General features: G+C 36.5%; 23 protein-coding genes and 2 pseudogenes. 5 read left to right on the plus strand and 20 right to left on the minus strand.

The window, feature by feature from the left end; all coding sequences use genetic code 11:
* Nucleotides 1-78: 78 nt before the first annotated feature.
* Complete coding sequence (locus IPU53_RS18325; protein WP_077604219.1) at nucleotides 79-654, minus strand: sensor domain-containing protein; 576 nt, start codon at nucleotides 652-654, stop codon at nucleotides 79-81.
* A gap of 189 nt (nucleotides 655-843) precedes the next feature.
* Here IPU53_RS18325 and IPU53_RS18330 point away from each other — a divergent pair, with 189 nt between their 5' ends.
* Entirely contained in the window at nucleotides 844-2652 is a 1809-nt protein-coding gene (locus IPU53_RS18330; RefSeq protein WP_207452456.1) for a hybrid sensor histidine kinase/response regulator transcription factor, read from the plus strand.
* 541 nt (nucleotides 2653-3193) lie between these two features.
* Here the strand turns inward: IPU53_RS18330 and IPU53_RS18335 are convergent.
* The 17 genes and pseudogenes from IPU53_RS18335 to IPU53_RS18415 all read right to left on the minus strand — a co-directional run bounded on the left by IPU53_RS18335 (nucleotide 3194) and on the right by IPU53_RS18415 (nucleotide 14879).
* Entirely contained in the window at nucleotides 3194-3820 is a 627-nt protein-coding gene (locus tag IPU53_RS18335; protein WP_077604222.1) for a LysE family translocator, read from the minus strand.
* Between the two features lie 138 nt (nucleotides 3821-3958).
* Nucleotides 3959-4444 (minus strand): anthrone oxygenase family protein, encoded by a 486-nt coding sequence (locus IPU53_RS18340; RefSeq protein ID WP_207452457.1) that lies wholly within the window; start codon nucleotides 4442-4444, stop codon nucleotides 3959-3961.
* Complete coding sequence (locus tag IPU53_RS18345; protein WP_207452458.1) at nucleotides 4441-4833, minus strand: hypothetical protein; 393 nt, start codon at nucleotides 4831-4833, stop codon at nucleotides 4441-4443. The genes IPU53_RS18340 and IPU53_RS18345 overlap by 4 nt, the downstream gene beginning before the upstream one ends.
* Nucleotides 4834-4902: 69 nt before the next feature.
* The gene (locus IPU53_RS18350) at nucleotides 4903-5688 is read right to left on the minus strand and encodes an ABC transporter permease (protein WP_207452459.1); all 786 of its coding nucleotides are present in this window, start codon (nucleotides 5686-5688) and stop codon (nucleotides 4903-4905) included.
* A complete protein-coding gene (locus tag IPU53_RS18355) occupies nucleotides 5685-6590 on the minus strand; it encodes an ABC transporter ATP-binding protein (RefSeq protein WP_207452460.1) in 906 nt (301 codons plus the stop codon). The genes IPU53_RS18350 and IPU53_RS18355 overlap by 4 nt, the downstream gene beginning before the upstream one ends.
* Nucleotides 6541-6813, minus strand: coding sequence for a PLD nuclease N-terminal domain-containing protein (locus tag IPU53_RS25480; protein ID WP_313886522.1), 273 nt, complete (start codon nucleotides 6811-6813; stop codon nucleotides 6541-6543). The genes IPU53_RS18355 and IPU53_RS25480 overlap by 50 nt, the downstream gene beginning before the upstream one ends.
* A gap of 12 nt (nucleotides 6814-6825) precedes the next feature.
* Nucleotides 6826-7368, minus strand: coding sequence for a helix-turn-helix domain-containing protein (locus tag IPU53_RS18365; protein WP_207452461.1), 543 nt, complete (start codon nucleotides 7366-7368; stop codon nucleotides 6826-6828).
* Between the two features lie 72 nt (nucleotides 7369-7440).
* A complete protein-coding gene (locus IPU53_RS18370) occupies nucleotides 7441-7908 on the minus strand; it encodes an AAA family ATPase (protein ID WP_207452493.1) in 468 nt (155 codons plus the stop codon).
* Nucleotides 7909-8151: 243 nt separating this feature from the next.
* The gene (locus IPU53_RS18375) at nucleotides 8152-9375 is read right to left on the minus strand and encodes an MFS transporter (protein ID WP_242698409.1); all 1224 of its coding nucleotides are present in this window, start codon (nucleotides 9373-9375) and stop codon (nucleotides 8152-8154) included.
* Between the two features lie 128 nt (nucleotides 9376-9503).
* The gene (locus IPU53_RS18380; protein WP_207452462.1) at nucleotides 9504-10007 is read right to left on the minus strand and encodes a GNAT family N-acetyltransferase; all 504 of its coding nucleotides are present in this window, start codon (nucleotides 10005-10007) and stop codon (nucleotides 9504-9506) included.
* Between the two features lie 434 nt (nucleotides 10008-10441).
* Nucleotides 10442-10705: pseudogene (locus IPU53_RS18385) on the minus strand (transposase); the annotation flags it as partial.
* A 4-nt stretch (nucleotides 10706-10709) separates the two neighbouring features.
* Nucleotides 10710-11921 (minus strand): ABC transporter permease, encoded by a 1212-nt coding sequence (locus tag IPU53_RS18390; RefSeq protein WP_207452464.1) that lies wholly within the window; start codon nucleotides 11919-11921, stop codon nucleotides 10710-10712.
* 1 nt (nucleotide 11922) lies between these two features.
* Nucleotides 11923-12807, minus strand: coding sequence for an ABC transporter ATP-binding protein (locus IPU53_RS18395; RefSeq protein ID WP_207452465.1), 885 nt, complete (start codon nucleotides 12805-12807; stop codon nucleotides 11923-11925).
* Nucleotides 12808-12886: 79 nt separating this feature from the next.
* Nucleotides 12887-13012, minus strand: a pseudogene (locus tag IPU53_RS18400) (VOC family protein); the annotation flags it as partial.
* Nucleotides 13000-13335: an ATP-binding cassette domain-containing protein gene (locus IPU53_RS25325; protein ID WP_207452466.1), complete on the minus strand. Its 336-nt coding sequence runs from the start codon at nucleotides 13333-13335 to the stop codon at nucleotides 13000-13002. The gene IPU53_RS25325 and the pseudogene IPU53_RS18400, both read right to left, overlap by 13 nt.
* 190 nt (nucleotides 13336-13525) lie before the next feature.
* Nucleotides 13526-14122, minus strand: coding sequence for a TetR/AcrR family transcriptional regulator (locus IPU53_RS18410; protein WP_207452467.1), 597 nt, complete (start codon nucleotides 14120-14122; stop codon nucleotides 13526-13528).
* Nucleotides 14123-14129: 7 nt separating this feature from the next.
* A complete protein-coding gene (locus IPU53_RS18415; protein WP_207452468.1) occupies nucleotides 14130-14879 on the minus strand; it encodes an alpha/beta fold hydrolase in 750 nt (249 codons plus the stop codon).
* Between the two features lie 1057 nt (nucleotides 14880-15936).
* Here IPU53_RS18415 and IPU53_RS18420 point away from each other — a divergent pair.
* The 4 genes from IPU53_RS18420 to IPU53_RS18435 all read left to right on the plus strand — a co-directional run bounded on the left by IPU53_RS18420 (nucleotide 15937) and on the right by IPU53_RS18435 (nucleotide 19738).
* Nucleotides 15937-16560, plus strand: coding sequence for a TetR family transcriptional regulator (locus tag IPU53_RS18420; RefSeq protein WP_207452469.1), 624 nt, complete (start codon nucleotides 15937-15939; stop codon nucleotides 16558-16560).
* A gap of 12 nt (nucleotides 16561-16572) precedes the next feature.
* Nucleotides 16573-17124 (plus strand): GNAT family N-acetyltransferase, encoded by a 552-nt coding sequence (locus tag IPU53_RS18425; protein WP_207452470.1) that lies wholly within the window; start codon nucleotides 16573-16575, stop codon nucleotides 17122-17124.
* 36 nt (nucleotides 17125-17160) lie between these two features.
* Nucleotides 17161-18582: an MDR family MFS transporter gene (locus IPU53_RS18430; protein WP_207452471.1), complete on the plus strand. Its 1422-nt coding sequence runs from the start codon at nucleotides 17161-17163 to the stop codon at nucleotides 18580-18582.
* Nucleotides 18583-18667: 85 nt separating this feature from the next.
* Complete coding sequence (locus IPU53_RS18435; protein ID WP_242698410.1) at nucleotides 18668-19738, plus strand: ISL3 family transposase; 1071 nt, start codon at nucleotides 18668-18670, stop codon at nucleotides 19736-19738.
* Nucleotides 19739-19792: 54 nt separating this feature from the next.
* On the opposite strand, the gene IPU53_RS18440 is transcribed toward IPU53_RS18435, so the two are convergent.
* Together IPU53_RS18440 and IPU53_RS18445 are read right to left on the minus strand one after the other, a co-directional pair.
* Nucleotides 19793-20704: a conjugal transfer protein gene (locus tag IPU53_RS18440; protein WP_207452472.1), complete on the minus strand. Its 912-nt coding sequence runs from the start codon at nucleotides 20702-20704 to the stop codon at nucleotides 19793-19795.
* Nucleotides 20705-20719: 15 nt separating this feature from the next.
* On the minus strand, nucleotides 20720-21730 hold the full coding sequence (locus IPU53_RS18445) for a bifunctional lytic transglycosylase/C40 family peptidase (RefSeq protein WP_077706829.1): 1011 nt from the start codon (nucleotides 21728-21730) through the stop codon (nucleotides 20720-20722).
* Between the last annotated feature and the right edge of the window lie 8 nt (nucleotides 21731-21738).

A 21738-nucleotide genomic window follows, 5' to 3' on the forward strand; every position in this document is an offset into this window, starting at 1 on the left:
TTTTTTAATCTCCATTTGATAAATTCACTACATATAGTAAAGCCTTGTCCTCCTATATTACATACGATCATCAAACGCTTATCGCCAGCTTCGAATCGTTTCCAATATATTCTCTGTATAACTCCCTGCCCACTTTACGATTCTTTCCGCCAAACGGGGTAACAATAACAATAAAATGATTCCTGCTATGCAAGCTACTATAGCACGTGGTAATGTATTAATCGCAATCATCATCACGGTCATATCAAATAATCTATACAAATAAGGAGATAAAATCATAGCGATTGGCAGTAAATAACAGACAAAAGCAGCAATAAAAGTGAAGAAACCTAGAATAAATCTTGGAAAAATCATGATCCCCACAGTAAACCAATTTCTTTTGTCTGAAATTTCCTTTGTCAATTTATCTTGTGGATCCCATTTTAAGCTAGGGATATTTATATGCGCATATTTTTCTGCTATTTTTCGATCCAAATCCAGAAAAAAAGGAATCGTCCGAAAAACTCCTGCTAAAATCGGAATACCAACAACTGTAAAACTTACTCCAACGGAAAATGTTACGCTTATTAAATAAAAAGCGAAATATAAGAAGCCGATGAAAAACCAAAGGAACAAATACAGAAAGTTTTTAAAATTAAAGATAAGCATTTTCATACAGAAAACCACCTTTTCTTTTAATAATGAAGTAGCATTAGATTCCTCACTGTCCAATACTTATTTCATTATCCATACTTCACGTCATAAGGCATAGTGACATTTTGTCATTTGTTTTCATGACTGATATTCATAATGACTTGTAGTAAAATAGTGATAGTCACATCATTAAATAAGCGGGGTTCTCTTATGTATGACATCATCAAAAAGTGGTACTGGTATGACTGGATGGTATTTGCTGTTCGCTCCATTTGGTTACTCTCTGTCCTAATCGGCTTGTGGGAATTTCATAATATTTTATCATTTCCGTTTTGGATTCTGTTTGGATTGCCCTTCATTGTCTTTTCAATTCCATTTTTAATTCAGCAATTTTTTAGAAAATACTTCATACTTACGGAGATCATCATTTCTGGAAGCTATTGCATTTTTTTGACATTCCTTCTTCATGATGCATTATGGCAGTTTATCCCGATTGCTTTTGTGATAGGGTTTTACAGTATCCTAAGAGTCTATATTTGGTCCGGACCTTTAACTATTGTGGTCATTCCTTTTATCATCGGAATGGTAACCGATCAATCTTTGACCGACACTTTTCTTCGTTTAATATCGAATTATGGTGTAGCATTTGGACTTGGTTATGCTTTTCAATTACTTGTGACCAACCATAAGCAAAGCTTGATCATCCATAAGCAAAACAGTGTGCTTGAACAATATGTATACGAGGTGGAACAACTTACTCTGCAGGAGGAGCGTAATCGTTTATCGCGGGAGTTGCATGATACGGTCGGTCATACGTTTACCACGATGATCATGGGTATGGAGACAATCCATTCTTCGTTGGCGGATGAAAAGGTTGGACATAAACTGAACGTTTTACTGAACACGGCACGTGACGGTTTACAAGACATGCGAAAGCTTGTACATCAGTTGGAACCATCCGCAATGAATTTATCACTTGTTCAATATGTAAAACAGTTAATTGACAAATTTATGGAAAGTACGGATACGTCTGTTAAATTTCGATATTTTGGAGATGAATACAACTTATCAAAGGAAGTTAAATTAACGATTATTCGTTGCATTCAGGAAACATTAACGAACGCTGTTAGACATGGGCAAGCAAGTGAAATTAAAGTATCTTTATACTTCGACAGCTTGGAGCTACGCTTGCAAGTTGAAGACAATGGTGTATTGGAACAAGCGAAAAAAATTGAACTCGGCTTTGGCTTACGTGCGATGAAAGAAAGATTGCAGGCTTTGCAAGGAAATTTATCCATACATACAGACAATATGGAAGAAACGGTGATTATCTGTACTATTCCAAGAAACAGCGAAGCTAATACCGAGACGCTCAAGGTAATCTTAGTAGATGATCAACCTGGCATTTTGGATGGGTTGAAGACAACTTTGGAGAGTCACAATCAACTGCAAATTGTCGGTATTGCTGAATCTGGAGAAGATGCCTTATCATTAAGTAGCCTAAACCAGCCCGATATCGTGCTTATGGATGTAAATATGCCAAATATGAATGGAATAGAAGCCATGGAAGCGATAAAGGAGAAGAATCCCATGATCAAGATTGTGATTCTTTCATCTTTTGAGAATATCGATCAAGCGGTAGAGGCTCTGCAAAAAGGAGCAAATGGCTATTTACTTAAGTCTATTCAAGCAAAAGAGCTCATTGATACCCTTCGTTTCATTCACCGTGGAGATACCATTATCTACCATGAAATTGCTAATCAGGTGTTTGAAAAATTGAAGGAGCAAAATATTTCAGCTGGTAAACATGACAAAAATGATTATGGACTGACATCTCGAGAAATTGAAATTATTCACTATTTAGCCAAAGGTATGCGTTACAAGACCATTGCCGCTAGACTTTTTCTATCTGAAGGTACAGTTAGGAATTATGCTTCCGAAATGTACGCCAAACTTGGTGTAAACAATCGTGACCAAGCTGTAGAAAAGTGTATAGAAAATGGATTGATATCTCATTGATCTCTTTCAGGAATTTGGGTTCAGGCCGGGAGGAATATGGGAGTTATGTTAATGATCAATACGGTAGTAAATTTCCCCGAAAAGCATTAGCGCTAAACATAATGAAAGAAGATACTCGATTCACAGTATATGCACCAGTGAGAAACGGAACACGTAATGGAAAATGGACGGACGCAAGCACTAGCCAGAACAACCGGCAAGTCAGTTGATAGGCTGTATGTGCAGACTACAAGCTTCCTTACTCTAAGATAGATGAGCAAAGCTACGTACAAAGTGAGTCGTACTTTAGAACACCGTGGCGTCAAGACTTCGATCGCTTGAAAATAACGAACTATTCGTCGGTTATCGATCAGTGGTTTGAGTACCTCCCAATCATGCCACATTTGAATCACATGAAGTCAAGCAAGTTCCTTTATGATTAAAGTAGTGCTTTTGATAATTCATACTTCTGCAGATTGATTTCTAGAAAAAGTGAAAAAATTATTATAACATTTAAAAATCCGTATGCGAAATGCAGTTTGCATTATCACATACGGATTTTTTATCGCTGTTGAAAAGCTACTTTTACACCAAGCCAAATATAAATCAAACCTGCAAATTTTCCACTCCATTGTCCAAGTTTGGCAGTTCTCTTCATCAAACGGCCAATGAGTCGAACACTGATAGCAATCAAGGTAGTGTAAAGACAACTCATAATCACAAATATCAAACCTAGCAATAAGAATTGAACTATCGCAGTGCCCTTTTCAGGATGGACAAATTGAGGCAAAAAAGCTAAAAAGAAAATAGCCGTTTTTGGATTCAATACCTCTGCCAAAACGGCTTGTCTGTATGATTGAAGGTTTGATGACTTTGAGACGGAAGGAAGGTCTTGTTTATTGGGCTTTTCTGCAATAGCTTTAAGCCCCATATAAATCAAATAAACTGCCCCAGCATATTTGACAAGGTTAAATGCAGCAGCTGAAGTCATCAAAATAGCAGACAGCCCCAAAACAGCAAACATTGTATGTATGAAATCACCTGTTGCAATGCCTAGCCCTGTTAGAATCCCTGTTTTTCTGCCTCCTCGTATGGTGCTGGACAAAGTTAAAAGCACCGCAGGACCGGGTACCAAAAATAAACCTAAAACCACCACAAAAAATGTTCCTAATGTTGAAAACTCTATCATTTAAATATCGCTCCTTTTACTAGAATACTCATCACTTTAGTTATATCGCTAATATTTTCCCTGTATAGAGTTAGTGGGAAACAATCATCAGAATTGACGATAACTCATATGAAACCTCATCCCCCATTCCATTTTGGTCTAAATTCGCCAAAGAACGAAGACGAAGAGTGCTGATGAGGCTAAACTTGAAATAGTCCGAACATGGTTCCATGATGTCCATTTTAAATAATACTCTTTCCATAGCTCCAAACTTTCTGCATCTGTAGCTATTACATTGGTTAATGCATCATTTAGTGGAACATTATATACCGCCGTAACCAGCAAGCTTCCCAGAAGATAAAACAAACTACCAACAAATATATAAATGGCAATCGGTTCTTGCCAATTTAATAATGAAATAATCACAAGTAGGAAACAAACAAGAGATGTCCCCATAAATACTGTAAAGAATAGCCGATTTAGCACAACGCTATTTATGGACTGCATAGCCGAAATTCCCTGCTCTGGAGGGAGCCGATAGAGAGCCTTCATGACAAATGCCGAAAATGCAAAGAATAATCCTGCAATCAGCCCAGATCCTAATGATGCAGTAAAAATTAGAATAGGAAAGAGGTTTTCGATCATATTTCATCTTCCCTTTGTGCGTTTTCTCTAAGATTGATTGAAGGGCAATTCCTCATCATTTCGTGAACCAATTGTCTAGGGTTTTCACTTTCAAATACAACATGATCAAACTCACAACACTTCAATTGAAGTATGACGACTTCATTTTGGTTATGATAGGCTAAAAAGTATTTTTTATCTTCAATCATGAATATTCCAGCTTTATAGCCAAATGTCGTAATGCCTGTTTTCTTAATAGCTGCTGTCCATGGAAAATGAAATTTGCCCAACTGAATTTCTTCAATGGAGGTGTACGATATTTTAATCTCCTTCCTCAAAGTCAAAGCCGCTGTCCATCCTGAAATATTCAGTAATAACTCACGATCCCCCGCCACAACTTGAAAACTCATCTTATATCTCCTCCAATTTATATAACCAATTACCCATGGATTATTTAACCAGTGACTCGATGAAAGAAGTCACATAGAAGGCAATTCCTTTCGGGATAAATACGATGTTGCAAATAATAAGCAGAATACAATAAGGAATATGGATACAGTCATTGTGGTGAAAAAATGAGGTAACACATTCCCTGACGTTATAATGCTAACAGCTTGATTGGATAAATGCGCTGGATTTAAGACTTGGAATCCTCCCCCCAGCATAGTAACAGTCTTCAAAAAGATTAGAACAAAAATAGACAGCAATGCAATAGCCGGTGTTCTAGACAATAAAGCTCCTATAGTGATTACAAAGGCCAATATAAATAAACACCAAATGTAATAAACTCCCAACCCTGCTGCAATCCTAACCACGGAAACAGCTTGATATAAATAAAAAGTATAAAATACGGCTGACAGAAATCCGATGAATATGGAACCTGCTATCATAACTGCATGCCCCAATAACTTACTTAGCAAATATTCAACAAGTGTCGTATTGCGCGTCAGAATAAACGCTAACATGCCATTATTTTTATCTGCTGCGATGATCCCCATCGTCGCCATCACAATCACGATTAAGCCCAATTGGTCAAATTGATCCGTTAAGGCACTAGCTAATACTTCACCAGCAGTTAGCTCAGGTAATGTTATCGTCATACCATCAGGCAGCCCACCAGCCATTTTTAAAATTTCTGGTAAATAAAAAGACGATAACGGTTGCAAGATGCCCAAAAACATAAAAACAACGGGCAACCATAATAGTTTGTAACTTCTTTTTGCATCTAGCCACTCTTTTTGCAAAAGAACTGTGAAGCGATTCAAAATGACTTCACCATCCTTAAAAAGATTTCTTCCAAGCTTTCCTGTACCAATTCAAACTTTTGAATGGGTAGATGTAAATTTAAAATATTGCTTAACAGCCAGTTTCTCCCTTGCTCGATGTTTTTCACTCGAATTTTGGCTGCATTTCCTGTTAGCTCAATGGATTCAACTATGTCTTCGTTCACAAGCTGGTGTACCCAATCGCTTAACTGAGGCGCCTGAATATTAAAGATTGGCTTTTGAGTCTGTTCCATAATTTGTTGAATGGATCCGTTAACAAGTAATTGCCCTTTATTTATGATCAGCATCTTATCGCAAAGTTCTTCGGCATCATGCAAAATATGTGTTGAAAAAAGAATGGTCGATTTCTGTTTGATCACTTTAAGCAATTCTAATATATCCCTGCGTCCTAGTGGATCCAATGCCGAAACCGGTTCATCCATAATCAGTAATTTTGGTTGATGGATAAGTGCTTGTGCAATCCCTAACCTTTGTTTCATTCCTCCCGAATAGGTGCCAATAAGCTGATTTTCTACCTTACCCAGTCCAACCAGCTCCAGCAATTCGTTGATTCTTTGTTCCAAAATTTCCCTCTCTATATTTGAAAGGCCACCCATAAATGTAAGTAATTCTCTTCCCGTCATCCATGGATAAAAAGTAGGGTGTTGCGGTAAATACCCAATAAGTTTACGCATTTGATCATGGCGTTTTCCGTTAAGCAAGATTTGCCCACTTGTTAGTTTGTTTATATCTAAAATCATTTTAATAATCGTTGTTTTACCTGCTCCGTTAGGACCTAGAAGAGCCACACATTCTCCTTGATTAATATGAAAATTGATACTTTTAACGACTTCATGATCTCCGTAAATTTTTTGAAGTTGACTTACTTGAAGTAGGTGCATCTGTACGTTGCCTCCTTCCTAAGACAAAGTACAAAATTGGGCCGATTATGTTAACCAAAATAATAATCGCACCCCACAACCATTTATAATCTGTACTTTGATCTTTTTTTAATAAATCCCATAATGCCACAGAAAATAAGATCAGATGTAAGATTAAGATGGGTAAAATTACTGGTAACCATGCTCCAATTTCGTCAATTCCAATATGATAACCATAATGCACATGTATTCCCCCTTACTCTTTTGGTGGTTTTTGTGGGATAAACATACTTGCAAAAATTCTAGAGTTTCGTTCAGGTGTTAACTCGTTGTTGATCACTTTTCCAATCGCCTGATTAATGGACTGGATAAGCTCCTGAAATTCTTCATCTGACAGATGCAAAGGTACATACGCATAGCTAAACCCTTCTTGCTCATACTGTTCGGAGGACGTATTCGCCAAATAAGATGTCGCTAATTGAAGTAAATTACCGTGAAATACGGAAAAATGACGGATATGATCTTCCTGTGAGATCGATTCAATTTCGCTTTCAGGAATTTGCAAGTTATCCATTTTGACTGCGAATTTACGTTCCTCTGTTCCTTTCACCTTTTTCGTTTCAATGACTTCAATAAGGTTTGCTTTGAGTAAAAGATTGATATGACGATATAACGTAGCTTGAGGAACATCTCCAAGTATCTCCACAAGTTGAGCTATCGTCAGTGGTTTATTTAGCAACAATTGCTGTACAATTCGCATTCGCACAGGATGAAGAAGTAAATCGGCATTTCCTTTCATTGGATTACCTCCGGATTATTATCATTTTATAAAATGATAATAAGGAATCAAAACAAGATTGTCAACTACTTTTCATATTGACTCTATAACTACTTCCCCTTCGCAAGAAGGCACTTCAAATCCGTTTAAGTAAGAAGTTAAAGTATCTTCCGTGATAGGAAAAGCTGCATTTGCATCAAATCTTTTACTCCGTATATCCAACCGTTTGCGAATAATTTCAGGACTAACTTTCAAATAAATAAGTCTCCACTCACCACCAGCTTTTTCAATTAGCTGTTTGTATCCATCTCGTTTGGCTTTTTGCCAAAAACTAAAATCAATCACAACCTTTCGTTTATCCTGAATCAGACGTATCAATTGATTTTGAAGCCTTCTTTCAGCTTCAACTTGATAATCGCCATATTTCTCAGCAGGATAGTCTATTCCATAACGTCCATTAACCTTCCAAATCTCTTCATCAATCGAAAGACGTACAAACCCTTCTGTTTCCAAGCGTTGTGCGAATGTCGTCTTCCCTGAACCCGCTACACCACACATCATAATAATTAATGGCTTTGAAGTTATTTGTCTTAATATGTCCTTTATATTTTCTTCAAAATTCGACAATACTATCACTCCTAATAATTTCACCTTTTCTTCTATATAATCGGGTTCTTGTTCCTCTAAAGGATCAAAATCAATATTCGGATGACTATATGCTTTCACAAGTCCGTCATCTTTTAATCTATAAAAGGTTGTTTCTTTTTTATCTTCTTTATCATGAACATTACTGAAATCCTCCCATTAGTTATTATTAAATAGTTTGTTCTCACGCTTTAGATCATGTTGATATAAGGGATTATGCTTCCATGTTAAAAGCACTGTACCAGACAAAAAGGCTAATACTCCTACTATATAAGGGAAATAAGTGTTAATATCAAATAAAATCCCCCCTAATATAGGACCAACCACACTCCCTAGGCTTACATATGCATTATTCATACCCGCAATAAATCCTTGCTCATTTACTGCCAATTTGGATAACACTGTATTGATAACTGGACGCAGGATGGAAGTAGCGGTATAAAGGAAACAAGTCAGCAATAAGATACTCCAAAAGCGTGTGGTGAACAAGAGAAATAAAAAACTAATGCCACCCGCTATCATTGTTCCATTCATAACCCTCGATTCACCAAAAAGGGAAACAAATTTATTCGTTAATGACAGTTGAATTATAACACTTACAAATGCAGAAATTGTGATTACCAGCGCAATATCCTTTGCCGTATAGCCAAATTGTTTGTCAACAAACAGCCCAAAAATGGCTTCAAAAATATATAAGGCTACACTATAGAGAAATACCAAAAGCAATGGAACAACATAAGGTGCTCGAATGGAACGTAATAATTGCTGTACCATTGGTTGGGGGGAAACGCTGTCTTCTGCCGTCAACTGTGTCTTTTTCCCTAAGGTCTCAGGTAGTAAAAAAAATGACAGTAAAAAGGAAACAAAGGATATAGCAGACGCAAAATAAAAAGGTACATATAAACCATACGTTGTTAGAAAACCCCCAATTCCAGGTCCTATGACAAAACCAAATGATATAGAGGCATTAAGGAAACTTAACCCCTTAGCACGTTCTTCTTCTGTCGTTATATCAATAATACATGCCATAGCACTGGGAATTAAAAGTGATACTGCGATACCTGTTAAAAACCTCCCTAAAAATAGCAACCAAAAATGAACTGAAAAAGCAAAGACTAATTGAGATAAAGTGAGACAAATTAAACCAATCTCTATAATTCTTTTTCGACCATAGCGATCAGCAAAACGTCCAGCAATTGGAGATAAAAAAAGCTGAATAATACCGTATGTGGCTACTAGTAACCCCATCATTTGTCCGTTTGTTTTAAATTTATCCATAAAGTCGGGCAATATCGGGATAATTAACCCAAATGCAACCGTTGCGATAAATACACAAACCATTAAAAGAAAAAGAGTTTTTACTTTCCTCGGTTTAGATATCAAATCATCATTCACCTCTTTTTTTAGATTTTATTAAACTTTAATGTTAATAAAGCGTAAAATTCAAAGAAAACCTTCATAATATGTGCTCCCATTATTCTTGTAAAATAACACCCTCCGCTAGATTAAAATTAAATTTTTAAAACCATTAAATCTTCGTCAAAATACTTCCCGTTATCTTTTAAAGCGTTCTTTTCTACTCCATAAATTTTGAATCCAAAGGATCTATATAGATTCTTTGCAGGCTCATTATTGGATACCACTGTTAAATTAATTTGTTCCAAACCGATGCAATCTTTTGCCTTTTTTATCAGTTCAAGCAGGAGCAATTTCCCTAACCCTTGTCCTCGCATTTCTGGCTTCACAAACATTCCGAAAACATTCCCTTTGTGAGCAATTTTAAGACTACTTTCACGCATAAAAGTCACAATTCCCACTAATAAATTTCTATCCTCAAAAGCACCCAAGACAAATTTGTTATCGTTTGGTTTTAATCGTTCTGCTACAGTTTCAAGAGTGAATTTAGCCTCTCTCTCATAAGTTGAGCCAAATGCTTCAGGGTTGATTTTAAATGCACTTAAACGTAATTCTTGATATAACTGAGCATCAGACTCATTTAAAATTCGAATAGTCATTAGCTTCTCCTCATTTCTTTTTCTCCACTTAATAATCATATTACTTCTTAAACTGGCATAGATGCTATTTCAAATACTAAAGTGGACCCCAATGTAAAGACAATACTTTTTTAAAAAATAAGGTAGGTTAATAGATTGTGTCTTTGCCCTTTCACGATTAAAGCGAGTACTTGCCTCACTGAAAATGGGAACCACTTTTTCGATGTTAGAGCCAGCCTCAGTGACAGCTGCTTGCCATTGACCGCCGCGCTCGATTCTTAGCAGGCGATGGAAGGGGGGGGCGGGGCCCCACCAGCGAATGCTTAGAATCGATTTGTCCGTGTTACAATTTAAAGCAGAATCAGCCCCTTCAGGCTATTTTTTGGGTATCCTGCGTGGGCTCAATGAACACGGACAAAAGCAAGGTCAATGGTGGTGGACAACCGGCGATCCACCTACCCGAAATAAATAGATGCTGGTGTTTTATAGTTTAATGACTGATGGGGACGTTCGTGATTGTAAAAATCTATATAGTCCCTTATATTTTTCCTTGTTTCCCTTGGAGTCTCGTATTCTTTTAAGTACACCTCCTCGTACTTTATGTTTCGCCAAAAACGTTCGATAATGATATTATCCAGTGCACGACCCTTTTCATCCATGCTGATTTGAATATTCTTTTCATTTAACAGATTAATATATTTTAGACTAGTAAAATGGCTTATTTTAATGTTTTTGTGCCATTTGAATAACATCTTTAAATTTCACTTTTCCGCTGTAATTCATGACGCCGTTCACGTAAATTCTACTTGCCAAGTGGTTAATGATTGCAATGCTAGCTAGAAGAATGACGATGGTAATGCCCATCTCCGCATATCCCGCTTCGCCGGATACGATTCTTGAAAATGTCACAATCGGTGATGTAATTGGGATATAGGAGCTAACAACAACAAGTGTTGATGCAGGGTTAAAGATGGAGCTTATTCCGATAAAAAAAGCCACCATGATGCACATAATAATCGGGAAAGAAACTGAACCTAAGTCTTCCGTTCGGCTTACGACAGCACCGACTGCTGCATATCCAATCGCATATAATAGATAGCCGAGAATAAAATAAATGATAAAGGAAGCAACCACGATTCCGGTTAAATTGCTTAGATCAATATCAAAGCCGAAAAATGAAAATTGTTTCCCATCAATCCAACCTAAGGAGTAACTTGCAAGAAAGCCTAGAAGCATGATAACAATTTGCACTAGTCCCGTGACTAACTGTACAAGAATTTTTCCATACATCATATAGATCGGCTTTACTTTCGGTATCATGATTTCCATAACACGCGATGCCTTTTCGGCAGTAATGGTATTTGCAATCATTTGACCTTGACCGAGGATTAACAAATACATTAGGATAACGAAAATATAAACGATCCCCACTGTTCCAGTCGTATCTTTTAATGCTTTGTTTTCTACTGGAACGGGTGTTACCAGTTTAGCCGCAACCTCCGGGTTAACGTTCGAATCCGCAATTGTTTTATTGATGCCTACTTGTTGGATTTTTTGAGTTAGGATGGCCACTAGCTCTTGATCAGCAAAAGATTTATACGTGTACGTCAATGCGGGTAAACCGTTCTTTTCTTTCATTTCGATAATGCCATCGAGCTCCCCGTCTCTAACTTGTTTCTTTAATTGCGCCAGATCGCCTTCTTCTTGTAAAAACAGTTTTACCGAATTCAGGCCTTTATTTAGCTGATCGATATTTGTTTTGTAGGACGTTGGATTAATGAATGCGACTTCATCCTTTGGCCCGTTCGACGAAAAATGACTAAAGCCAAAAATCCCAAGTACAATTACAATTGTAATTAGATTACCGAAGATAAATGACTTCGAAGTCAATCCGTCTTTCAAATGAAACTTAAAAACGGTCATAAATTTCCCCATATTATCCCACCTTTTCAATAAAGATTTCATTTAATGTCGGCTCTAACATCCTGAAATTGCGAATGGGGATCGAGCGTTTCTCGAATCGGTTGAGAAGTTGAATCGCTTCTTTATCATTCGTCACTTTCACGACGATGTCCGCTTGTCCTTTTTCAAAAGGTATGTTCCAATCATGAAGTGCAGCTTCAACAGCTTCACTGTTCGAAATCGTTAAATTACGGAAGCCGTAATCTTGTTTAATTTGATCCAATCTCCCTTTAACGATCGCTTCTCCTTTTTTCATTAAACAAATATGCTCGCAAAAGCTTTCAATTTGCTCCATTCGATGACTCGACAGAATGACGGTTTTTCCTGCTTTTATTTGCTCTTCAATGATCAAGGATAACAGATTGGCATTTACTGGGTCTAAGCCACTGAATGGTTCGTCTAAAATAATCAATTCCGGATCGTGTAACAATGTTGCGATTAATTGAATTTTTTGCTGGTTTCCTTTTGATAATTCATTTGCTTTTTTTGTTTTATATTCGGTTATTTCAAGTTTTTCAAGCCAATGATCAATTGCCTCATCAACCTGTTTGCGGCTCATACCTTCAAGCTCACCAAAATAACGAAGTTGTGTGACAATCTTCGTTTTCGGATAAAGTCCCCTTTCTTCAGGAAGATAGCCGATTGAGACATTTGCCTGATCAAGCCTTTTTCCTTCCCACGTTATTTCCCCTCGATCCGGTGATAATAAGCATAGCAACATTTTAATTGTAGTTGTCTTGCCCGCTCCGTTTCTTCCAAGAAGTCCGAGTACCTCCCCCTTTTTCAAAGAGAAGCTAAGATTTTTAACAGCTTTCGTTTCCCCAAATGACTTACTTAATTGATAAATTTCTAACCCCATACATTGCACCTCTATTCTATTAATATTTTTTCTGATAATAAAAAGCTGCTTTCCCAACTTCTCATGCATCACATTTTCGTCATGAGTTCTGCTGAGCGATCTGAATAAGATTGCCGCATGTATCGTCGAAGACAGCTATTGTGACTTCCCCCATTTCTGTCGGTTCCATGGTAAACTTCACTCCAAGTTTCACTAATCGTTCGTAAAATTCATATCGAAATTTGGATTGTAATAATCACCAAAGCGTAACGCATCTTTTACCTTCCAAATCACACTGAATGGATGTTCCTCTTGCATATAACATAAATGATCAGATGTTTGATTACGATTATATGGATTAAATCCAAATAGAGTTATTTCCCCTTGATCAGGTTTTAAATGTCCAGCTAACAGCTTCATTAAGGTTGTTTCCCCCGTGCCCTTTCGCCCCCAAAGTCCAAGGATGATTGGATCACTCTCCAACAAATTCAAGCCATTTAATATTTTGGTTGAATCATAACTGTAATGAACCTTATTGACTTTTATCATGATTGTTCCTCCATTTACATCTGAAAGTTTCCTGCCGATGAATTCCTTTATAGTACGTTGGATTCATTTCTCCTCCACAGTTTTCACATTGAAACAGACTGACATTCACCGAAATGGTGTGTACACATTTCATTTGACTCAGGAACATCAATTGGACCATTAATCGAACTGTTAAGGTTCCTTATCTATTTTATACATTAGATGATCTGCAAAATTCATGAATAATTTGTGCTTTTATCTCTTTAATGGGAAACTTCTGCGGATAGGTAGATATCATCAGCATGCTGCCTTGAAGCACGGACGAAAAATATAGTGACCGTTTCCTCGGCTCATTTACTCCCATTCTTTCAAATATTTCACATTGAAACTCAAATTGCCTGGCATTTTCTTCAATAATGAGATAACTGTATTTTATCAACTCTTCATCAGCTTCTGGCTGAGTTTGCAAATGAAGATAGAACCGATGAACTTCCGGATTTTGATAAATGTTATCAATGGCGCCATTGACTATATATTCAAGCTGTTCACTAGCAGTCTCTAAAGTGGTTGCTTCTTCCATGACTTCAACCACTTCTCTGATTCTTGTCTCTACCATTTCAGCAAGCAGCTCTTCTTTTCCTTTGTAATAGTTATAGAGCAAACCTTTCGAAATCCCCCCTTGTTTAGCTATATCGCTTATAGAAGTAGCGTAATATCCCTGCTTCATAAATAACTCCATAGCCGCAGCTCTAATTTTTTCTTTGGATGCTTGGCGAATACGATTATTCTCTTCTGGTGTACGTGGCATTTTAACTTCATTCCTCCATAAAAGCAGTGATTGCCTGATTTAACACTTCAGAATGTGTCAGGGTCAAGATATGATCAGCATTTGGTATTTCAATAAAATTGATATTTGGAATTTTTCTAAAGTGTTCAAGAGCAAGAAAATTTTCAGGTAAATCCTTTTCGCCAATAATAAATAATGTTTTGGCAGTCAACTCTTCTAATCGGTCGATGGCAGGAGGATTGGGCCATATCATTTCAAAAGCAGGTCCACCCAACACTCGTTGAAACTGATCTTGAAGCATTTGCGTGGCAAGATTTCTTTGCGGACTATGGATAACGACTTGATACATTGGAGAATGCAGCATCAAATCTACCATCTTCTCCACATCCGGGGCAGCACCCATCACCTTTTGCATTATTTGCTCATATTCTGTGTAACCTTGAAATCCTGATAAAGCAGGAGCAATTAAAACAAGGTTTGTGACTTTTTCCGGATAAGTTAAAGCGAATTCAGTTGCAATTTGCCCACCAATGGAATGACCGATGATAGTTGGCTTATCAAGCTCAAGCTCATCTATAAAAAACCGCATATCTTCCACATAGTTAACTTGGTCTTTCGGAGTTGGTGATTGACCAACACCTCGACCATCAACAGAAATTACTTGATAATACTTAGCCAGTAGAGGTGCCAAGTAATTCCATTCCCGCAAATCAGTACCTCCGCCATGGATCATAACAACTGGATGTCCAGTACCATTAATCTCATAGTACAAATCCATTAAAATCCCCCATAAAATTTAAGTTTATCAACATTTTATCTTTGAATGAACATTTAGTCAATAAAAAATAACCATTTACTTTGCTATCTATACTTAGGAATTAGAAGATTTCAAATTACCCTTCATTAATTTACAAATGGATAAGAATATTGACGAGCTTTCAGATTGAATCCCTTACATAATCGCCGAACACCCTATGGTTCCTGAGCTGATCCATAATCAATTGGAAATCCTGTTTCTTTTATGCGAGCTAGTGCGTTTTCAAGATCATCAACTTCAATTGAAAAAATCAGGTACTGGTGTCCCGAATCCACCTTATGGAAAGAAACAGATTTAAACGTCTATTTTCTCATGCGAGCCATAGGTTAGGAGTAGAATTTGGAGCAGTGCTTATCCCTGTTGTAGATGCCACTTATAAAGATATGCCGGAAAAACAGGTTTCTCATGGCATCAGTATCACGCGATTGCTCAACAAGTAGGTGGAGCATTTGGAACTGCAGTGCGTGCCGCCAACTTACAGAGTCAATTAATTCATGGACCGATGCTCGATGTCGCATCACGGGCCAATGTGTTCAATTATACTTTCTGGTGAACAATCGGATGTACCACGTGTGCCATTATTCCGGGGGTTTTTCTTCCAGGGAACAGACGGAAATCGTGGTCTTTTTTTTGGATGAAAAGATTGATAAAAGGAACTAGTAGTGTTATTTTTATTTAATTAATGATCATAAAGCACTAATTCGGATTATCATGTAGAAAAATATATTTACTGAAACATAATAATTTTGGGAGTAGAAATTATTTGCGGGGTTTTCTGGTGAAATTATTACATTAACCCTAATGAATTGCTAACTTAACCACATTCTTTCTCATTAGAATGTGGATTTTTTATGACTGGTCGTCCCATATTTACAAGATAATTTACATAACTAAAAAACAAAAATATTAATATAAAGGGTTGAAACTATACACTGGTGTCGGTATAATCTATAATATAAAACGACATAAGTGTATAGTTTATTGTATACCCTTTGTCAATCATTATGGAGGTGGCTTTATGGCACCAAAAGTTAGCGAAGAATATAAAAAAGAGAGAAAAAGAGAATTGATAGAAGCAGCCAAGAAGGTGTTTATCGAGAAAGGATTTGTTCGCACATCTATGCAAGATATTATGGACAAAGCTAGAATATCCAGAGGTGCATTTTATAGTTACTTCGATAATATTGATCACGTTTTTATCGAAGTCTTAAAATATGATGACCAAAAAGACATTCAATATTTTGTACTATTTGATGAAGGTCCACTATGGCCACAATTAAAAAAATGGGTTAAAGAACAGCAATTTTATATTGAGGCAATTGAGCAAACACTGCTCTATGCAAAGGCGGAATTCTTTTTATCATCTAATTACGCAAACAATAAAGATAATTTCCCTTACGTTTCTGAACGCTACAATCGAACTACTAAAGCTATAGAAGAAGTATTAAACGAAGGTATGCGTAAAGGAGAATTTAGACCTCAACAACCTATTCGTTCTATTGCGAGGTATCTCATATCATTTATAAACGGTTTAATGTTGGACACGTATCAATTGGGACATGAACAAACAAAAGTAAAGAGTCAATTATCCGTCTTACTTTTCTCTTTAGAAAAATTAATTAATCCAAAATCCGCAAAATAAGGAGTGATCGTTATGTTGTTTGAATCATCAAGAGTGAGATTAAGAAAGATGACAAAGGAAGATACAGAACTTTATCACAAGTGGAGAAATGATATGGAAGTTATGCATTCCACCAACCCATCTTTAGATGTTTATCCGATGGAAGCAACTGAAGAATTTGTAGATAATGTTATTTTGGGGTCTCATACAGCCAAAAGCTACATTATGATTGAAAAAGGAAATGAAATTCCAATTGGCATTGTATCATTAATCAACATTGATTATAAAAATAGAAATGCTGAATGTATTATTGATATCGGGGAAAAGGAATATTGGGGAAAAGGCTATGGTTCAGAGGGTTTGAAATTACTGTTGGATTATGTTTTTTACGAAATGAACCTCCATCGAGTTTCCCTTAAAGTATTTTCATTTAATGATAGAGCTATTCGCTTGTACACTAAAATCGGTTTTCAGGAGGAAGGAAATAGTAGACAAAGTCTATTTAGAAATGGTGAATGGCATGACATCATTCATATGGGGCTTTTGCAAAATGAATACCTTGAAAAGCAAGTAAGAAATATATAAATATGATTATTTTTATCCTTTGTAAGGTGGGGTTATATGGAAGTACAAAGAAATGACAAGCAATTTAGTGTGATTCCTATTATGATATCTTTGTTGCTGGCGGGATTTATAGGTTTATTTTTCGAAACAGCCTTAAATATGGCTTTTAGTGATTTAATGCAGGTGTTTCAAATAAATGCATCTACCGTTCAGTGGTTAACAACGGGCTACCTTTTAACCATTGGCGTTTTAGTACCTATTTCGGCACTTCTAATCCAATGGTTTTCAACAAGAAAGCTATTTATAACTTCAGTAGTATTTTCTATTTTAGGTTCAATAAGTGCTGCAATTGCTCCAAATTTTAGTTTGTTATTAATAGGGAGAATGCTTCAAGCTATTGGTACAGGAATACTCCTTCCATTAATGTATAATGTTGTTTTAGTAATTATTCCTCCCAAAAAGAGGGGGACGGCTATGGGGTTAATAGGATTAGTAATGATGACATCCCTTGCACTTGGTCCTGCAATTTCTGGGCTGGTGGTTGAAACCCTAAGTTATCATTGGTTATTTTGGTTAGCAATTCCCTTCTATGTAATTGCCCTGTTGTGTAGTGTGTTCTATATGCAAAATGTTTCTACAATAACCAAGCCAAAAATCGATTTATTGTCTATTCTTCTATCTACAGTTGGGTTTGGGGGAATAGTATATGGTTTTAGTGGTGTAGGGCAAACAGAAGGTACATCAATTGCCATAGTGACTATAATCATTGGTATTTTATCATTATTACTATTCTCTATTAGACAGTTCTCTATTAAATCCCCTATTGTCAATTTGAAGGCTTTCAAACAGCCAATGTTTGCATTAGGTACTCTGACTGTGGTAATTAATATGATTATTATTTTAACAGCTAATCTTCTTCTACCTATTTATCTTCAAGACGGTATGGGCTACACCGCTTTGGTGGCAGGGCTAATTTTACTTCCTGGTGGAATCTTGAATGGGATTATGTCACCTATCACTGGTCGATTATTTGATCGATTTGGTCCAAGATGGTTAGTGATTTCTGGTTTTTTCATAGCCTTTGTTGTACTTTGGATTTTCTCCAATGTTGAATCGAGCACATCTATTGAAGTAATAATCACACAGTATATGTGTTTGATGCTTGGAACCTCAATGGTTATGATGCCAGTGCAAACTAATGGATTAAATCAATTGGATACAGAGCTATATCCACATGGTTCTGCAATAATAAATACAATGCAGCAAGTGGCAGGTGCCATTGGAACGGCTACAGCTGCAACAATGATGACAATGGGACAACAAAATTATTTATCTGGCATCACCGACCCGACAACACCTGAAAATATAGTGGTTTCTCTCACATCAGGAGTACAAAATGCTTTTATTTTTGCAATGGTGGTGTCGATTATTGGATTAGTTTTAGCATTCTTTATCAAACGTGTAAAAGTTGAGGACTGAACACAAAAACAGCATTACTCTAATCAAGAAGTAATGCTGTTTTTGTTTATTGTCTTAAAATATGTTGCAAAAGGAAAATGAAATAATGACATCTAATATGCTTAACCTACCAAATTTTAAAATTATTGATATGGATGAGAGTGAATTTGATTATAGATTCTTAGTTGAGACTATTTTACCGCCTCCCTCCTACTGCCCAAAATGTGGTACTGTTGCAAACTTATATAAGCACGGTAAAAAGAAGCAGTTATTTTTCGACCTACCAATGCACGCTAAACGTGTTGGAATTTATATAAAACGACAGCGTTATAAATGTCGAGAGTGCAATGAAACGTTTTTTGAAACTTTGTCTGATATGGATGTCAATCGTTCTGTTACTAATAGACTTATAGATTGGATTCAAGAAGCCAGTCTTGAAAAGAAATTCACCAGTATTGCAGACGATATAGGCATTGATGAAAAGACTGTACGAAACATCTTTAATGACTACGTTGCAGAACTTGAAGCACAAACAGATTTCAGAACTCCTAACTCGCTTGGTATTGATGAAGTCCATCTGCTAAAGAACTATCGTTGTGTCATCACAGATGTAGAAAACAAGTCAGTAATTGGCATTTTACGAAAACGTAATAAATATATCGTTATCAGTTACCTGTTAAAACTTCAAAACATTGATAAAATCGAACTTGTTGCAATGGATATGTGGAACCCTTATAAAAGTGCTGTTTATACAGTGATACCACATGCCAAAATCGTAATTAACAAGTTTCATGTTGTAAAATTAGCTAATGAAGCCTTAGAGAAAATCCGAAAAGCTAACCGTCAAAATGTCTCAGCCAAAGAACGCAGACAACTTATGAGAGATCGTTATGTGCTTCCTACAAGACGAAAAGACCATAACGACTTCGATGATCAAATAAAGTTGCAAGTATGGACTGATAAGTTCCCATTACTTGGTCAAGCATACGAACTTAAAGAGCATTTCTTTGACATCTATGAAGCTGAATCAATTGATGAAGCCTATAAACTGTACCAAAAATTTGCTGCATCAGATTTTGAACGGGATTTTTTCTTGATAACTTTTTCAACCCAAAGCCAAGTGCGGAAAGGAGTTATGCGTGTTTCTTTACTCCGAAACTTGAGTTATATACTATAAATTTTATAATGATTTCTCAAGTCATAAATATCATATTTTCTTATTTCTTTTGATTTATTGAACGATCATCCAGTTCATATCTTTCTCTAAAGTGAGTACATATTGTGAAATTTGCTCTCCCTTCGTCGTTTCATCCAGATACTTCACAGATACCCAGACTTGTATCTGGTGTCCTGATTTTTGGAATACTGGATTGATTAGTTCTGAAAATATATAGTTTTTCCTAATCGGTGGTAAGGCATTATCTTTCACATAATAAGCAAGTTCTTTATCAGTGGCGGTCGGATAAAACGTAAAGAATGTTTCCAAAAACTCTGTTACTTCATTTACAGTATCGGAATCAACTGTCCCATTACTTTCGGGCTGTTTTGGTTCATAATCAGATTTTTTCGGTAAGCTCCACAAGGTAGGGTTTTGAGTAATTACCAAGTTTCCTAACTTATCTTGATGAAGTAGAATACGATAGGTAGAGCGTACCCATTGGCTACTTTTATCCTCTGAAATTTTTTGTTCTACCGAATAAACAACAGCATAGGTATCCTCGTTTTCCTGCGATACTGACCAAATGTTTATATTACCTACACTAGAACTGGTAGGAATATCGTTCCTTACGGTATCTACATTTAAAGCTTGCAGTTCTTCTGTCAGATAATCAGTAAGTTTTTCTGTTCGTTCTTCCAATGATTCGGCTTCATTTTCCCACGTGTAATAGTCTTTCACAAAGTTTCTTGTAAAGCTTTCAATCGCAGTTGTATCTACCATATGGTTCTGCACAATTTCTCTTTCATGAATGGTATGTTGATCAATGGAGGTAAAGTTTTTATAGATTCCAAACGCTAGACTACTGATTAATAGAATCCATAAAAAAAGAACGGACTTTTTACGCTTTCCAACCGTTTTCACTTTTACCTTTTTCGATTTCTTTGGCTTTTCCTGTTTTTCTTTTTTACTAAAAGGGAGGTACATGCTATCCCATCCTTTCTATTGTTTAATACGTCCAGATCCAATCAGGTGCTTTTGCCAGTAAGAAGAAGTTAAATCTGCATAACCAATCGGATCTCCAGCATTATACATCTGATTATTTCCAAGGTAGATTCCTACATGGGTGACATAGGTTCCTGCATTATATGTGGAATGAAAAAACACTAAATCCCCAGGCTTTGCTTCCGATAAAGGTATCGACTCGGTTGCGTCATACTGTTGCTGTGCTGTTCGAGGCAAGTTAATCCCTGCTTTTTGATAACTCCATTGTGTCAATCCACTACAATCGAATGAAGTCTTTGGATTATCACCACCAAAGACATAAGGGAACCCTTCATACTTTAAAGCTTCATTCATTACGATCTGAACTAATTCATCATCAAATTGCGGTGAGATAAAATATTGACTAACTAAATCGACATAAAACATATTGCCATAACGGTAACGCCAACCACCGTTTTTCTTTACAGCTATCGGATTCGAGTAAGTGACTTTGCTGCCACCTGAACGTTCCTTCGCAAAGTTTTCTGCAAGTTCAAAGTTGTACTGGGAACCTCTTTTCGCGACATAATCAATAAAAGCACCGCCATAGTTGTAGGCTTGAATAGCTGTATTGCCATCAACATCACTTCTTTCTGCAGAATGTAATAAATCTGAAAAGTATTTAGTTCCTTGTTGAATTGAAGCTTCGGTATCTAAAGTATTGGGTGGAAGTCCCAACGATTCACTACTCTGCATCACATCTTTTAATTTTCCACCACTCTCTACTTGGATAATGGCTAGTAAGGTAGAGACATACTCACTAATTCCATATTCTTGTGCATATTTTTCTACCATTGGCTGATGTTTTAACACATCTTTGGAGACCGATACATCATCTATATCATGGATGAAATCCCCGCTATCAGATGAATGTTCTTCATTTGATATAAAAATAGCTACAAATGCTAATAGCCCTAAAAAAGCAAGAAAACCTAATCCCCCAGCAATTAACATGACCTTTAATTTCATGACTTTCA

Origin of the sequence: Bacillus sp. SD088 (assembly GCF_017355205.1) — a bacterium.
Lineage (GTDB): Bacteria > Bacillota > Bacilli > Bacillales > Bacillaceae_C > Lederbergia.

Coding starts and splice junctions, on each gene's coding strand:
- IPU53_RS18325 (WP_077604219.1), bottom strand. CDS start 654: ATGAAAATGCTTATCTTTAATTTTAAAAACTTTCTGTATTTGTTCCTT.
- IPU53_RS18330 (WP_207452456.1), top strand. CDS start 844: ATGTATGACATCATCAAAAAGTGGTACTGGTATGACTGGATGGTATTT.
- IPU53_RS18335 (WP_077604222.1), bottom strand. CDS start 3,820: ATGATAGAGTTTTCAACATTAGGAACATTTTTTGTGGTGGTTTTAGGT.
- IPU53_RS18340 (WP_207452457.1), bottom strand. CDS start 4,444: ATGATCGAAAACCTCTTTCCTATTCTAATTTTTACTGCATCATTAGGA.
- IPU53_RS18345 (WP_207452458.1), bottom strand. CDS start 4,833: ATGAGTTTTCAAGTTGTGGCGGGGGATCGTGAGTTATTACTGAATATT.
- IPU53_RS18355 (WP_207452460.1), bottom strand. CDS start 6,590: ATGCACCTACTTCAAGTAAGTCAACTTCAAAAAATTTACGGAGATCAT.
- IPU53_RS18365 (WP_207452461.1), bottom strand. CDS start 7,368: ATGAAAGGAAATGCCGATTTACTTCTTCATCCTGTGCGAATGCGAATT.
- IPU53_RS18370 (WP_207452493.1), bottom strand. CDS start 7,908: ATGATGTGTGGTGTAGCGGGTTCAGGGAAGACGACATTCGCACAACGC.
- IPU53_RS18380 (WP_207452462.1), bottom strand. CDS start 10,007: ATGACTATTCGAATTTTAAATGAGTCTGATGCTCAGTTATATCAAGAA.
- IPU53_RS18390 (WP_207452464.1), bottom strand. CDS start 11,921: ATGGGGAAATTTATGACCGTTTTTAAGTTTCATTTGAAAGACGGATTG.
- IPU53_RS18395 (WP_207452465.1), bottom strand. CDS start 12,807: ATGGGGTTAGAAATTTATCAATTAAGTAAGTCATTTGGGGAAACGAAA.
- IPU53_RS25325 (WP_207452466.1), bottom strand. CDS start 13,335: ATGATAAAAGTCAATAAGGTTCATTACAGTTATGATTCAACCAAAATA.
- IPU53_RS18410 (WP_207452467.1), bottom strand. CDS start 14,122: ATGCCACGTACACCAGAAGAGAATAATCGTATTCGCCAAGCATCCAAA.
- IPU53_RS18415 (WP_207452468.1), bottom strand. CDS start 14,879: ATGGATTTGTACTATGAGATTAATGGTACTGGACATCCAGTTGTTATG.
- IPU53_RS18420 (WP_207452469.1), top strand. CDS start 15,937: ATGGCACCAAAAGTTAGCGAAGAATATAAAAAAGAGAGAAAAAGAGAA.
- IPU53_RS18425 (WP_207452470.1), top strand. CDS start 16,573: ATGTTGTTTGAATCATCAAGAGTGAGATTAAGAAAGATGACAAAGGAA.
- IPU53_RS18430 (WP_207452471.1), top strand. CDS start 17,161: ATGGAAGTACAAAGAAATGACAAGCAATTTAGTGTGATTCCTATTATG.
- IPU53_RS18435 (WP_242698410.1), top strand. CDS start 18,668: ATGACATCTAATATGCTTAACCTACCAAATTTTAAAATTATTGATATG.
- IPU53_RS18440 (WP_207452472.1), bottom strand. CDS start 20,704: ATGTACCTCCCTTTTAGTAAAAAAGAAAAACAGGAAAAGCCAAAGAAA.
- IPU53_RS18445 (WP_077706829.1), bottom strand. CDS start 21,730: ATGAAATTAAAGGTCATGTTAATTGCTGGGGGATTAGGTTTTCTTGCT.